Origin of the sequence: Corynebacterium sp. AOP12-C2-36 (genome assembly GCF_052379185.1) — a bacterium.
In the GTDB taxonomy this organism is placed as follows: domain Bacteria; phylum Actinomycetota; class Actinomycetes; order Mycobacteriales; family Mycobacteriaceae; genus Corynebacterium.
Genome location: NZ_JBQSYJ010000001.1, coordinates 251,685 through 264,657 on the forward strand (window position 1 = coordinate 251,685; position 12,973 = coordinate 264,657).

The 12,973-nt window shown below is 68.5% G+C and carries 14 protein-coding genes; 7 read left to right on the top strand and 7 right to left on the bottom strand.

Annotated features, from left to right (window positions below):
• The first annotated feature begins 133 nt into the window (after positions 1–133).
• From ACT3UN_RS01100 to ACT3UN_RS01110, 3 genes are all read left to right on the top strand, one after another.
• Complete coding sequence (locus tag ACT3UN_RS01100) at positions 134–340, top strand: DUF3046 domain-containing protein (protein ID WP_444617203.1); 207 nt, start codon at positions 134–136, stop codon at positions 338–340.
• A 265-nt stretch (positions 341–605) separates the two neighbouring features.
• On the top strand, positions 606–1,763 hold the full coding sequence (recA, locus tag ACT3UN_RS01105) for a recombinase RecA (RefSeq protein WP_441578751.1): 1,158 nt from the start codon (positions 606–608) through the stop codon (positions 1,761–1,763).
• A gap of 14 nt (positions 1,764–1,777) precedes the next feature.
• Positions 1,778–2,410, top strand: a complete 633-nt coding sequence (locus ACT3UN_RS01110) for a regulatory protein RecX (protein ID WP_444655819.1) — start codon at positions 1,778–1,780, stop codon at positions 2,408–2,410.
• Here ACT3UN_RS01110 and ACT3UN_RS01115 read toward each other — a convergent pair.
• The 4 genes from ACT3UN_RS01115 to gluA are packed head-to-tail and all read right to left on the bottom strand — an operon-like array spanning position 2,407 to position 5,734.
• A complete protein-coding gene (locus ACT3UN_RS01115; RefSeq protein WP_301443266.1) occupies positions 2,407–3,345 on the bottom strand; it encodes an amino acid ABC transporter permease in 939 nt (312 codons plus the stop codon). The genes ACT3UN_RS01110 and ACT3UN_RS01115 overlap by 4 nt on opposite strands.
• On the bottom strand, positions 3,345–4,034 hold the full coding sequence (locus ACT3UN_RS01120; RefSeq protein ID WP_301443265.1) for an amino acid ABC transporter permease: 690 nt from the start codon (positions 4,032–4,034) through the stop codon (positions 3,345–3,347). Before ACT3UN_RS01120 ends, ACT3UN_RS01115 begins: the two co-directional genes overlap by 1 nt.
• A gap of 31 nt (positions 4,035–4,065) precedes the next feature.
• Positions 4,066–4,992, bottom strand: a complete 927-nt coding sequence (locus tag ACT3UN_RS01125) for a glutamate ABC transporter substrate-binding protein (RefSeq protein WP_441588167.1) — start codon at positions 4,990–4,992, stop codon at positions 4,066–4,068.
• Between the two features lie 13 nt (positions 4,993–5,005).
• A complete protein-coding gene (gluA, locus tag ACT3UN_RS01130) occupies positions 5,006–5,734 on the bottom strand; it encodes a glutamate ABC transporter ATP-binding protein GluA (RefSeq protein WP_301443268.1) in 729 nt (242 codons plus the stop codon).
• A gap of 209 nt (positions 5,735–5,943) precedes the next feature.
• Between gluA and miaB the strand changes: the two genes are divergently transcribed.
• Complete coding sequence (miaB, locus tag ACT3UN_RS01135; RefSeq protein WP_301443263.1) at positions 5,944–7,491, top strand: tRNA (N6-isopentenyl adenosine(37)-C2)-methylthiotransferase MiaB; 1,548 nt, start codon at positions 5,944–5,946, stop codon at positions 7,489–7,491.
• Positions 7,484–8,248 (top strand): Rv2732c family membrane protein, encoded by a 765-nt coding sequence (locus ACT3UN_RS01140; RefSeq protein ID WP_441582081.1) that lies wholly within the window; start codon positions 7,484–7,486, stop codon positions 8,246–8,248. Before miaB ends, ACT3UN_RS01140 begins: the two co-directional genes overlap by 8 nt.
• A gap of 101 nt (positions 8,249–8,349) precedes the next feature.
• Here ACT3UN_RS01140 and ACT3UN_RS01145 read toward each other — a convergent pair whose 3' ends face one another.
• Positions 8,350–9,657, bottom strand: a complete 1,308-nt coding sequence (locus tag ACT3UN_RS01145; RefSeq protein WP_441582080.1) for a DUF349 domain-containing protein — start codon at positions 9,655–9,657, stop codon at positions 8,350–8,352.
• A 68-nt stretch (positions 9,658–9,725) separates the two neighbouring features.
• Here ACT3UN_RS01145 and miaA point away from each other — a divergent pair, with 68 nt between their 5' ends.
• Both miaA and dapF read left to right on the top strand, forming a co-directional pair.
• A complete protein-coding gene (gene miaA / locus ACT3UN_RS01150; RefSeq protein WP_444655821.1) occupies positions 9,726–10,649 on the top strand; it encodes a tRNA (adenosine(37)-N6)-dimethylallyltransferase MiaA in 924 nt (307 codons plus the stop codon).
• Positions 10,650–10,716: 67 nt separating this feature from the next.
• Positions 10,717–11,637, top strand: coding sequence for a diaminopimelate epimerase (gene dapF, locus ACT3UN_RS01155; RefSeq protein WP_444655849.1), 921 nt, complete (start codon positions 10,717–10,719; stop codon positions 11,635–11,637).
• 20 nt (positions 11,638–11,657) lie between these two features.
• Here the strand turns inward: dapF and ACT3UN_RS01160 are convergent, their stop codons facing one another.
• Entirely contained in the window at positions 11,658–12,161 is a 504-nt protein-coding gene (locus ACT3UN_RS01160; RefSeq protein ID WP_301443575.1) for a hypothetical protein, read from the bottom strand.
• The gene (locus ACT3UN_RS01165; protein WP_301443574.1) at positions 12,154–12,930 is read right to left on the bottom strand and encodes a hypothetical protein; all 777 of its coding nucleotides are present in this window, start codon (positions 12,928–12,930) and stop codon (positions 12,154–12,156) included. The genes ACT3UN_RS01160 and ACT3UN_RS01165 overlap by 8 nt, the downstream gene beginning before the upstream one ends.
• Positions 12,931–12,973 lie beyond the last annotated feature (43 nt).

A 12,973-nucleotide genomic window follows, 5' to 3' on the forward strand; every position in this document is an offset into this window, starting at 1 on the left:
GGCGGCTGAATCGGCCGAGTCGGCGGTGTCGGCCGGGCGGGTTGATGAGTTCGCCATGTGAAGAACTCTAGCCCGTGGCTTGTACGCCGTTCAAGACCGGGGTGGGACGGGTGCGTCTGTTAGCGTATGGGCCATGCGACGTACGGAGTTCGACCGGTTGGTCCACGGAGAGTTCGGCGACTCGTTCGGTAGCTGGATCGCCGGGAGCCACGTCCTCGCGGGGCTCGGGGAGACGCCCGCCGAACTGATCGAACAGGGGCACGATCTCAGGGAGGTCTGGCTGTCGCTGTGCGACGACTTCGAGGTCCCCTCCGAGCGTCGGCTCGGTGAGGACCTGTGACGGCACCTGTGTGCGGGGAGGGGTGGGCCACCGCAATGTCGGGGCGTGTCGACTTCTCTCGAACACAGGTTCGTGTATTGTCTGTAGTGTCCACTCGGTGCGGTAGAAATAGTCAGTGACGCCGACGGCCTCCCCAGGGAACCCCGGGAGGTGCCTGGCGAGTCTCTCCTGTACGGGGACTTCTGTACCGGTAGAGGTCTCAGGGTGAGGTCCACGGGGCGCTGCACACCGGCAGCGCCGAGAACGAGAACGGAAATGAGGGCACATGGCCACCAAGAAGAAGAGCGGGAACGGCAACGCAGGTGCTGACCGCCAGAAGGCACTCGACCTGGCGATGTCGCAGATCGAGAAGGACTTCGGCAAGGGCGCGGTGATGCGTCTCGGCGACGACAACCGTCCCCCGATCCAGGTGATCTCCTCGGGAAACATCGCGATCAACGTGGCTCTGGGCCTCGGCGGTTTCCCGCGTGGACGTGTCGTCGAGATCTACGGCCCGGAGTCCTCGGGTAAGACGACCGTGGCGCTGCACGCCATCGCCGAGGCGCAGAAGGCCGGCGGCATCGCCGCCTTCGTCGACGCCGAGCACGCCCTGGACCCGGACTACGCGAAGAAGCTGGGCGTGGACACGGACAACCTCCTGGTCTCGCAGCCGGACACCGGTGAGCAGGCCCTCGAGATCGCCGACATGCTCGTGCGTTCCGGCGCCATCGACATCATCGTCGTCGACTCCGTGGCCGCGCTGACCCCGAAGGCCGAGATCGACGGCGACATGGGTGACAGCCACGTCGGTCTGCAGGCCCGGCTGATGAGCCAGGCGCTGCGCAAGATGACCGGTGCACTGCACCAGACGAGCACGACCGCCATCTTCATCAACCAGCTGCGCGAGAAGATCGGCGTGATGTTCGGCTCCCCGGAGACCACCACCGGTGGTAAGGCCCTGAAGTTCTACGCCTCGGTGCGCTGTGACGTGCGCCGTATCCAGACGTTGAAGGACGGGCAGGACGCGGTGGGTAACCGCACCAAGATGAAGATCGTGAAGAACAAGGTCTCCCCGCCGTTCAAGATCGCCGAGTTCGACATCCTCTACGGTGAGGGTGTCTCGCGAGAGGGCTCGATCATCGACCTGGGCGTGGACAACGGGCTCGTGAAGAAGTCGGGCTCCTGGTACACCTACAAGGGCGACCAGCTGGGCCAGGGCAAGGAGAAGGCCCGCGAGTTCCTCAAGGCCAACCCGGACCTGTCCTCCGAGATCGAGGACGGCATCATGCGTACCCTCCAGGTCGGCCCCTACGCCGCAGCCAAGGGTACCGAGGCCCCCGAGGCGGAGACGGAGTCCGCCGCCATGGACGTCCCGGGCATCGAGGACCCGGACAACGTGCCGATCAGCGTGGTCCCCACGTTCGATGACGAGGAAGACGACTAGACGGGAGTACTCCGGTGTCTGCGTCCGACTCCAGCGCGTCCGACCGGATCGAGCAGCTGCAGGCTGCCATCGCCGCGGTGCAGCGTGGCGAGACCGGTGAGGAGATCATCGACGAGAGTCTCGAGGAGCGTCTCGCACCGCTGAAGTCGAAGGCCACCCGGCTGATCAGCCACCGTGACCGCTCGGTCTCCGAACTCAGGGGACGCCTCGCCGAGACCTCGGGCGCGGACGGGGAGACCGTCGACCCCGACCTGGTGGAGCTCGTCGTCGAGCGGTGCATCGCCAACGGCATGGTCGACGACGCCCGCTTCGCCAACGAGTGGGTACGCCAGCGTCAGCACAACCAGCGCAAGTCCGTCAGCGTGCTGCGCCGCGAACTCGTGACGAAAGGCGTGGCAGGCCACCTCATCGAGGAAGCGCTGTCACAGGTCGACGAAGCCGACCAGGAGGCCATCCTCGACAACCTGGTGACGAAGAAGGCGGGCACCGTGACCACGGTGCCCGCCGACCGTCGGGACTACGAGCGACACCTGCGACGAATCGTCGGGGTGGCCGCCAGGCGGGGATTCCCGGAGGGCAGGAGCCTCACCCGGGCCCGCCGTGCCCTCGACCTGAGGATCGAGGAACTCGGGGGAGAGGACCGCTAGTCGGTGGTCGACCTCAGGTCCTTGTGACCTTCGGCATGCCAGTCGACATTCACCGAGTCCTTGGTCTCGAGCCCCTGGTCCTTCTGGTGGGGGACCTTGGCCGCGATGTTGCGGCGGGCGCGACCGGCACGCAGCTGCTGCTCCATGCGCTCGGCCAACTTCGAGAGCCCGAAGTTGATGATGATCATGATCGCCGCCACCACGAGCAGTGCCGGGAGCATCGCGCCGTAGAACTCACCGAGCTGACGGCCGGAACGCACGACCTCGACGAAGTTCACGCCGTAACCAAGCGCGGAGTCCTTCAGTGCGATGACCATCTGCGAGACGATCGCCGGCAGCATGGCCGCCACCGCCTGGGGGAGCAGGATCTTGCGCATCATCTGACCCCAAGACAGGCCCAGCGCGGAGGCCGCCTCGGACTGGCCCTTGGGCAGCGACTCGATGCCGGAACGCAGGATCTCGGCGATCACCGACCCGTTGTACAGGGTCAGCGAAGTCACGACGGCCGCGAAGCCCAGGTAGGTCGACGGGAAGACGGCGTAGTGGCCGAAGAAGGCGTAGGTGAAGATCATCAGCACGAGCACCGGGATCGAGCGGAAGAACTCGACCACCACACCGGCGAACCAGCGCACCGGGGCGATCGTGGACAGTCGGGCGATACCGAACACCGCGCCGAAGACCAGGGACAGGACGATCGAGAGGATCGCCGAGGCGAAGGTCCAGAACAGACCCGGCAGGATGTAGGTCGTCCAGGTGTTGCCGTAGAAGAAGATCTCCCACTTGGCCTTGTCGAGCTGTCCGCCGTCATTGAGCTTCACCAGCACGAAGGCCAGGATCAGCAGCAGGAGGACCACGGTGACGACCGTGAGCACCCGGTTGAACCGGACCGCCTTGGGGCCGGGGGCGTCGTAGAGGACTGTTGCACGTGTGGACATCAGCGCTTCACCGCCCAACGCTTGCCGGCCCAGCCGAAGAACAGGCCGGTCGGGAGGGTGAGGACGATGAAGCCGGCGGCAATGATGCCGGCGATGATGAACAGGTCACTGGCGTAGTTCTCCGTCATGGTCTTCATCAGCAGTGAGGCTTCACCCACGCCGATGACCGACGCGATGGTCGTGTTCTTGATCAGGGCGATCAACGTGTTGCCCAGCGGGACGATGGCCCCGCGGAAGGCCTGGGGCAGCACGACGTGCCGGAAGTTCTGGGTGAAGCTCAGCCCCAGGGAGCGCGCCGCCTCGGCCTGGCCGAAGGGCACGGTGTTGATGCCGGAACGCAGCGACTCGGCCACGAAGGTCGAGGTGTAGAGGATGAACGCCAGGACCGCCAGGCGGAAGTTCTGTTGTTCGATGAAGTTGGGGCTGGAGTTCGAGGCCAGCAGCAGGTTCAGCTGGTAGTAGAGCCCCAGCGACATGATCAGTGCGATCAGTGTGAGCGGGGTGTTTCGCACGGTGTTGATGTAGACCGTGGCGACCGTACGCAGGATGCCGACCGGGCAGACCCTCATCGCGGTGAGGATCGTTCCCAGGATCAACGCACCGATGGCAGACCAGAACGCGAGTTTGATCGTCATCCAGAAGACGGACAACAGTTGTGGGCCCATCTCGGCCCAGAGATCGGGATTCATGTCGGTACCTCCCTTCCTTTCAGGTGTGGTTCTAGTCTTCGGTGAACGAGAGGTCGCCGATGTCGGGCTTCGACCCGATCTCGAAGTCCTCGCCCAGGTTGTCCTTGACGATCTGGTCGAAGGCGCCGGAGTCGTACATCTCCTCCAGGGCCTCGTTGACCGCCTCGCGGTCGGCGCCGTCGCCCTTGGGCAGGCCGATGCCGTAGTGCTCGTCGGTCCAGAAGGAGCCGTCCGGGTTCTGCAGCTGGATCACGCGGAAGTCGTCGTCGTAGCGCTCCTTGTAGCGCTGGGCGAAGCCGGCGAGGATCGTCGCGTCGGTCGTCAGGGCGTCCACCACGCCCTGCTTCACACCCTCGGCGCAGGCGGCGTAGGTGTCGAACTCCTGGAGCTGCACACCGGGCAGGGCCTCCTTGACCTTCTGCGCGGGGGTGGAGCCGGAGACCGAGCACAGCCGCATGCCGTCCTTGACGTCCTCCAGTCCGGTGATGCCGGTCTCGGCCTCGATCAGCAGGCCCTGGTGGGTGACCATGTAGGGGCCGGCGAAGTCGACGGCGGCGAGGCGTCCGGCGTTGATGGAGTAGGTGGCGGCGATCATGTTGACCTCGCCGTTGTTGATCAGGGTCTCGCGCTGGGAGGACGGCGTCTCGCGCCACTCCATCTCGGGGACGTCCCACCCGTTCTTGTCGGCGATGAACTCGACGACGTAGCGGGAGACGTCGACGTCCATGCCGACGAACTCCTTGTCCGGCGTGCGCTCGCCGAGTCCGGGCTGGTCGAACTTGGTGCCCAGGGTCACGCTGCCGTTCTCGATGTCGTCAAGCAGGGAACGCGGCTCGGAGCTCCCGCAGGAGGTCATGGTGGCGGCACCGGCGACGACGAGGACCGCGGCGGTGACCCGTCGCAGCAGGCCGGCCCGCCGCGGGGCGACCGACCGGGGTTTTCTGTTCTCGGTTTTCATCTTCCTCCCCTCCCTAGTGCCCGACGATCTTCGCCAGGAAGTCCTTGGCCCGGTCGGACTCGGGATTGGTGAAGAAGGTCTCCGGGTCGGTGTCCTCGACGATGGCGCCGTCGGCCATGAACAGGATCCGGTCGGCGGCGCGGCGGGCGAAGCCCATCTCGTGGGTGACCACGACCATGGTCATGCCCTCGGCGGCGAGGCCGGCCATCACGTCGAGGACCTCGTTGATCATCTCGGGGTCCAGGGCGGAGGTCGGCTCATCGAAGAGCATGACCTTCGGCTCCATCGCCAGGGCGCGGGCGATGGCCACGCGCTGCTGCTGCCCGCCGGAGAGCTGGGCGGGGTACTTGTCGGCCTGCACGGCGATGCCGACGCGGTCCAGGAGGCGGTCGGCGGCCTTCGATGCGTCTGACTTGGAGGTCTTTCGCACCTTCACCGGTGCCAGGGTGACGTTGTCGCGGATCGTCATGTGGCTGAACAGGTTGAAGGACTGGAAGACCATGCCGACCTCGGAACGCAGCCGGGCCAGGTCCTTACCCTCCTCGGGGAGGAGTTCGCCGTCGATCCGGATCTCCCCGGTGTCGATGGTCTCCAACCGGTTGATCGTCCGGCACAGGGTCGACTTGCCGGAACCGGACGGCCCCAGCACCACCACGACCTGGCCTGAGGGGATGTCCAGGTTGATGTCCTTCAGGGCCTGGAAGTCTCCGAAATACTTGTTCACCCCGGTGAGGGTGATCATGCTCGATGCATTCTCTTGAACTGTCATGCGAGAAGTCTAGTGTTAGTTGCGCCATGACGGGGAACCCGCTGAGGCTTGTATCACGTTACGATTCCGTTAATACCGGCGAATGTGCAGTTCCCGGGCCGTTGACGCGGGTGTTCTTAGGGCCTGGCGGGGGTGCTGCACTACACTCGGGGACCGTGGTTGAATCCCGTAGTACTGCAGAAATGACCCGGCCTGACAACCGGAACAACCGAACGTACGAGGTCCGCACCTTCGGTTGCCAGATGAACGTCCACGACTCGGAGCGACTCTCCGGACTGCTCGAGGACTCCGGCTACGTGCCGGTGCGTGGTGGCTCGACGCCGGACGTCGTGGTGTTCAACACCTGCGCGGTCCGGGAGAACGCCGACAACCGGCTCTACGGCACGCTCGGCCAGCTCAAGGAGGTCAAGGACGGCCATCCGGGCATGCAGATCGCGGTCGGCGGCTGCATGGCGCAGAAGGACAAGCAGACCGTCGTCGACAAGGCCCCGTGGGTGGACGTGGTCTTCGGTACGCACAACATGGGGTCGCTGCCCACCCTGCTGTCGCGCAGCGAGCACAACCGGCGCGCCGAGGTGGAGATCGTCGACTCGCTGGAACAGTTCCCCTCCGTGCTGCCGGCCAAGCGTGAGTCGACCTACGCCGGCTGGGTGAGTGTGTCGGTGGGCTGCAACAACACCTGCACGTTCTGCATCGTGCCCTCGCTGCGCGGTGCGGAGCAGGACCGTCGCCCGGGCGACGTCCTGGCGGAGGTCGAGGCCCTGGTCGCCCAGGGTGTCACCGAGGTCACGCTGCTCGGGCAGAACGTCAACGCCTACGGGGTGAACTTCTCCGACCCCTCCGTCGAACGTGACCGCAGCGCCTTCTCGAAGCTGCTGCGCGCCTGCGGTGAGATCGAGGGCCTCGAGCGTCTGCGCTTCACCAGCCCCCACCCGGCGGAGTTCACCGACGACGTCATCGACGCGATGGTCGAGACCCCGGTGGTCTGCCCGCAGCTGCACATGCCGCTGCAGTCGGGCTCCGACCGGATCCTCAAGGCCATGCGCCGGTCCTACCGCTCGAAGAAGTTCCTCGGCATCCTCGACAAGGTCCGTGAGCGCATGCCGGACGCGGCGATCACCACCGACCTCATCGTCGGTTTCCCCGGTGAGACCGAGGAGGACTTCCAGGAGACCCTGCGGGTCGTCGAGGAGTCCCGCTTCACCAGCGCCTACACCTTCCAGTACTCCCCGCGCCCGGGGACGCCGGCGGCGTCCCTGTCCGACCAGATCCCCAAGTCGGTGGTGCAGGACCGCTACGAGCGTCTCGAACGGCTCCAGGAGCGCATCAGCGGCGAGGACAACGCCGCCCAGGTCGGCCGGCGCGTCGAATTGCTCGTGCAGGACGGTGGGGGACGCAAGAACGCCCGCACGCAGCGCATGTCCGGACGCTCCCGCGACGGGCGGCTCGTCCACTTCGCCCCGGGCGACGAGGCCGTGCGTCCCGGGGACGTCGTGGAGGTCACCGTGACCTCCTCGGCACCGCACTTCCTCATCGCCGACTCCGGTGTGCACTCGCACCGTCGGACGAAGGCGGGGGACATGGCGGAGGCCGGTTCCGTGCCCACCACGGGCCCGGTCGGGCAGGCGGGAGCCGGCGTCGGCCTCGGCCTGCCGGGGATCGGAAGGCCGTCGGCACCCGCCGCTCCGGCGACATCGGGAGTTCAGGACGGAGGCTGCGGTTGTGAGTAGGAAGACTGACGGAGTGAAGAGGGCCCAGGAGCCGGAGAGCCGCGAGGCGCTGAACAAGCGCCGCGTGGAGGCCCTCAACAAGCACGTCGAGGAGCTGGAGCGCAGCGCCGGCGGAGATCTCGCCGTGGCGGAGCGTCGCGCGTCCGGAACCATCGTGCTGGGGTCGTCGCTGCCGGTGCTGGTGTTCGGGGCGGTGGTCGTCCTCGTCTCGCTCTTCCTCCCGCACTCCGGGGAGGTCCACGGTTACGACGTGCTGCTGTTCTCCGACCTGGCGCAGACGTTCGTCACCACGCTGCCGGAGCGGGTCTACGCCTGGCTCGCGCTCGTCGGTGGTGTGCTGCTGACCCTGGGTACGGTGATCTCCCGCTCCGCGCTGGTCACCTGGGTGAACTGGACGCTGACCGGTATCGGCTGGGTCTACGGTGTCCTGGCGATCGGGATGCGGCAGTCCCGTCCGCCGACAGAGCCGGGCGACGGCCCCGGGATCGGTCTGATCCTCGGGTTCATCGCGATGGTGCTCATCTTCATCACCCTGTCGAGCCGGTTGCTGCGCCGTGGTGCGGTGCAGAAGGCCATCGCCGCCCGCCGCCGTGAGGAGGCCGGGCGTGACGAGGAGTCGCGGGCGGCCCAGCTCGTGCTGCGCACCGGCCTGGAGCCCCAGCAGGAGGCCGAGGTCGTCGACGACCGACGCGACAAGGTCCGCGCCAGGCGTCAACGCCACGACGTGGCCAAGGACACCGGGGACACCGAAGACTAGCCCCAACCAGCGAGCAACCCCGGAGGTCGGTGTGACCGACCTCCGGGGTTGCTGCGTGCGTGGGGGAGACCCGTCCCACGGGAACCGGGCAGGAGCTGTGCCTAGTCCTGTCCGGAGTCGGCGGCGGCCTCTGCCGCGGTCGCCGCCCACGAGCGCCACTGCTCGGCCTGGCCGCGCAGGTCCTCGGCCTTCTTGTGGCGTCCGGCCTTCTCGGCGGCCTCGGCGTCCGCGGTGAGCTGGTCGACCCGGGCCTGGAACTGGGCCACGCGTGCCTCGGCCTCGGGGTCGGTCTGGCGCCACTGACGCTCGGCGAAGTCACTGACGCGGGACTCCAGGGCACCGAGCTTCTCGTCGAACTCCTTGACCCGGTCGCGCGGCACGTAGCCGACCTCGTCCCACTTCTCCTGCAGCTCGCGCAGCACTTCGCGGGCCCGGTCGAGGTCAACCTGCGGGTCGATGCGGCCGTCGTACTCGTCGAGGAGGGCCTGCTTGGTTTCGGCGTTGCCGGCGAACTGCTCGTCCTTGCGGCGGTTGTCCTCGTCGCGGGCGCCGAAGAAGACGTCCTGCGCGCCGCGGAACCGGGCCCACAGCCGGTCGTCGTCGGCGCGGCGGGCACGTCCGGCGGCCTTCCATTCGGCCATCAGGTCGCGGTAGGCCCGGGCGGTCTCGTTCCAGTCCGTGGAGTTCTGCAGTGCCTCGGCGCGTTTGACCAGGTCCTCCTTGCGACGCCGGACGCTGTCGCGCTGGCGGTCGAGGTCGGCGAAGTGGCCGTCGCGGCGTTCCTTGAACGTCCCGCGGGCCGCGCGCAGCCGGCTGGCCAGGGCCTTGTCGGCGGCCCTGTCACCGCCGGCGGCGTTCCACTGGTCGCCGATGGCGCGCAGCCGGTCGCCGTCGGCCTTCCAGTCCTCGCCGTCGGCGGCGATGCGCTCGGCCTCGGCGACGAGTTCCCCGCGACGCTCGGCCAGGCGTTCCTCCACCTGGCCGGCGGTGGTGACGATCTCGGTGAGTCGACGGTCCAGCCGCGCGAGGTCCCCCAGGACACCGGCGTCGGCCAGGCCGTCCTGCAGGCGGGTCGCGTCGGTACGCACGCGGGCGAACTCCTCCGGGTGGGTGCCCAGACGCGCGGCGAGGACCTCCACCTCGGTGGCGAGGTCGGCGAAGCGGCGGGCGTAGTGGGCAAGTCCCTCCTCGACGCTGCCGGCCTTCCACTCGCCGATACGGCGCTCCGCGCCGTCCACCGTCAGCCACACGACCCCGTCGTCGTCGATGCGTCCGTGCGCCGCGGCGTCCTTCGTGGACGGGGCGACGGTGGTGCCGGCAGAGGCGGCGCCGGGCCGGGCACCTGGCTTGGGTCCGGGCGTGGCACCGGGCCGGGCACCTGGCTTGGGTCCGGGCTTGGGGACGTTCATCGGGGGTCCTTCGGTCGGTGGAGTGGGCTACCTGACATTATGGCAGACCCGCCGTAGACTGCTCCGACATGAGTGCAGCACAACCACGCCCCCGCCCGGTGGCGATCGTGGGGCCCACCGGGTCGGGGAAGTCGGAGACGGCGTTGGCGCTGGCGGAGGCCGTCGACGGGGAGGTCGTCAACATCGACTCCATGCAGCTCTACCGCGGCATGGACATCGGCACGGCGAAGCTGCCGTCGGAGCAACGACGGGGGATCCCGCACCACCAGTTCGACGTCCTGGACGTCACCGAGACCGCCTCGGTCGCGCGCTACCGCGACGCCGCCATCGCCGACGTCGAGGACGTGGCCGCCCGGGGACGGGTCCCGGTGATCGTCGGTGGGTCGATGATGTACCTGCAGGCACTCCTGGACGAGTGGGAGCTCCCGCCCACCGATGCGGCGGTGCGTGCCCGGTGGGAGCGTGAACTCGACCGGGTGGGGGTTGAGTCGTTGCACGGTCAGCTCGCGGAGAAGGACCCGCAGGCCGCGGACACGATCGAGGCACGGGACTCCCGGCGTACCGTGCGGGCCCTGGAGGTCATCGAACTCACCGGGCGCCCCTTCGCCGCGTCCCTGCCGCCGAGTGACCGGCCGACGCGCTGGGACACGGTGATCATCGGTCTGGCCGCGCAGGCGGACTGGCTGAACCCCCGTCTGGAGACGCGCGTCCACCAGATGTTCGACCTCGGGCTCGTCGACGAGGTCCGTGGCCTGGTGGCGCAGGGCCTGGTGCGTGACTCCACCGCGGGTAAGGCGATCGGCTACGCGCAGGTGCTCGACCACCTCGCCGGCGAACTCACGTTGGACGAGGCCGTGGAGCGCACGGTGAGCGGGACGCGCCGTTACGCCCGGCGGCAGCGGGCCTGGTTCAAGCGGGACCCGCGTATCCGCTGGTTCGACGCTGCCGACCCGGACGTCACCCGCCAGGTCGTGCACGAGATCGTGCGGTAGTTCATGCGGTAGATCGTGGCCGAGTGCTACGGCGACTAGACTCTGCGGCATGGTTGAGCGCAGGCAGATCGAGTTAATCAAGGGTCACGGCACCGGCAATGACTTCATCCTGGTCCCGGACCCGGAGGCGACGGTGGACCTCAGCGAGGAGCTCGTGCAGTCGCTCGCCGACCGTCACCGCGGCATCGGGGCGGACGGGGTGATCCGCATCGCCACCACCGGTGCGCTGCTGGCCGCCGGGGTGTTGGAGCAGCGTCCCGAGGGGGTGCGCGACGGCGACTGGTTCATGGACTACCGCAACGCCGACGGTTCGGTGGCGGAGATGTGCGGCAACGGTGTGCGGGTGTTCGCCCACGCCCTGAGCGCGTTGTCGCTGGTCGGCGAGGACGACCGCTCGGCCGACGGCACCGTGCCGGTCGGCACGCGGGCCGGACGCCGCGACGTGCGAATCCATTCGGTGGACGACACCGACGCCGAGGTCAGCGTGGACATGGGGGTGCCGCGGGTGACCGGGCGTTCCAGCGCCACGCTCGCCGGGGCGTCCTACGAGGGTGTCGGCGTGGACATGGGCAACCCGCACCTGGCGTGCGTGGTGCCCGGGCTGACGCCGGCCGCGCTGGCCGCGCTGCCGGTCGACCAGGCACCCGGCTACGACGAGGGTGTCTTCCCCGACGGGGTGAACCTGGAGCTGGTCACCGCGTTGCAGGACGACACGGTGCACATGCGCGTGCACGAACGGGGTGTGGGGGAGACGCTGTCCTGCGGCACCGGGACGGTGGCCGCCGCTGTGGCCGCCGTGGCTGCTGTGGACGCTGCAGATCGGTCGGGTGAGGACGGTGCGTGGTCACGGACGGTGCGCGTGGTCATCCCCGGCGGGGAGGTCGCGGTGACGGTGGGGCAGGACGCAGAGGGCAACCAGGTGCCCGCGGTGCTGCGCGGGCCCTCGCGGCTGGTGTTCACCACCTCGGTCACCGTGGAGCGCGGCTAGGGTTATCCGGGGTAACCCCGTCAGTACCGGGAATGCACCGAGTCCTGACGGGCGCGCTCCCACAGCCGTTGCAGGCTGAGCGCGCGCTGGTCGGTCTCGTGCAGCAGCTCGGTCAGGGTTGCCACGGTGGACAGTGACGTCGTCTGCTCCGGCAGGTGGCGCAGGAAACGTTCGCACGACGCGGCCGCGGCGTGGAACCGTGCCACGCTGGAGACCTCGGACCGTGCCGCGCACAGTTCGGGGCGGTGCAGCTGCCGGTCGCGGACCCGTGCGGGGTCGTTGGAGAACCGGAACTCGTCCCAGTCGTCCAGGATCGTGGCGATGTCGGTGGCGGAGAGGTCGATCGAGCGTTTCAGCGCGGCGATCTCGCGCTCGGAGTCCTGACGGACCACGGCGACGGCGGCGACCACCACCAGGATCACGGTGATGAGCACGCCCAAGCGGCCGAGTGTGCTGATCAGCAGCCACGACAGGGCTCCCACGACCACCACCCCGGCGAGCGCCTTGGAGATGCTTCTAGCCACAGGATCCTCCGCAGCCTCCTGACCCGCAGCCGCATCCGCCAGAGGAGCAGGACGCCGGGTCCACGGCGGTGGTCGTGAACTGGACGTTGCCGGAGAGGATCGTGCCGACCGGCAGATCGTCCTCCTCCCCCGCGGGCACCACGACCGTGAACGCGAAGGGGGCGTTCACCGTGCACACCCAGAAGGACTGGCCGGTCAGCGCGGCGGTACGACGCTCCGCGGCGGCGACCTCCACGGCGATGGACGCGCCGGCGTGCGGGGCGACCGCACCGGAGTTCAGGTCCGACAGGCCCGTGGACTCCACCGAACCGACGCGCAGGACGCCCGCGCGTGCGGCCTCGTCCCGCGTGCGGTAGACCGCGAGGTCCGCGGCGAGCGCGGTGATCTGCACCGGCTGATAGGTCAGCGTCCCCTCCTCGGACAGCAGCGGGCCCTGGGCGACGGTCGCGGTGAGCGAGGCCGTCACCGGGGCGCCCTCGGCGCGGACCTGCAGCATGGGGGAGTCGGCGACGATGTCGAGCACACCGACGATGTCGTCGACCATGCTGAGGTGCGCGGAGGTCTCCGCACCCCCGCTGAAGCTGGCGAAGGAACCGTAGGGCGGCACGGCGAGGATCACCAGGCGGGCACCGCTGGGGTCGTCGTACTGCAGGACCTGGCCGTCGCGGACCTCCCCGGTGACCCGGAGAGCCCCCGTCCCGTACGCCGCCTCCAGGGCGTCCTGCCAGCGGCTGAACTCCAACCCCACGCTTCTCAGTTCCGGAATCATGGGTGCGACTCTACTCCGTGGCCCCGAATCGTGGAAAGATGGT

Coding starts and splice junctions, on each gene's coding strand:
- miaB (WP_301443263.1), top strand. CDS start 5,944: ATGACCCGGCCTGACAACCGGAACAACCGAACGTACGAGGTCCGCACC.
- ACT3UN_RS01125 (WP_441588167.1), bottom strand. CDS start 4,992: ATGAAAACCGAGAACAGAAAACCCCGGTCGGTCGCCCCGCGGCGGGCC.
- ACT3UN_RS01145 (WP_441582080.1), bottom strand. CDS start 9,657: ATGAACGTCCCCAAGCCCGGACCCAAGCCAGGTGCCCGGCCCGGTGCC.
- ACT3UN_RS01165 (WP_301443574.1), bottom strand. CDS start 12,930: ATGATTCCGGAACTGAGAAGCGTGGGGTTGGAGTTCAGCCGCTGGCAG.
- ACT3UN_RS01100 (WP_444617203.1), top strand. CDS start 134: ATGCGACGTACGGAGTTCGACCGGTTGGTCCACGGAGAGTTCGGCGAC.
- ACT3UN_RS01115 (WP_301443266.1), bottom strand. CDS start 3,345: ATGTCCACACGTGCAACAGTCCTCTACGACGCCCCCGGCCCCAAGGCG.
- recA (WP_441578751.1), top strand. CDS start 606: ATGGCCACCAAGAAGAAGAGCGGGAACGGCAACGCAGGTGCTGACCGC.
- ACT3UN_RS01120 (WP_301443265.1), bottom strand. CDS start 4,034: ATGAATCCCGATCTCTGGGCCGAGATGGGCCCACAACTGTTGTCCGTC.
- miaA (WP_444655821.1), top strand. CDS start 9,726: ATGAGTGCAGCACAACCACGCCCCCGCCCGGTGGCGATCGTGGGGCCC.
- gluA (WP_301443268.1), bottom strand. CDS start 5,734: ATGATCACCCTCACCGGGGTGAACAAGTATTTCGGAGACTTCCAGGCC.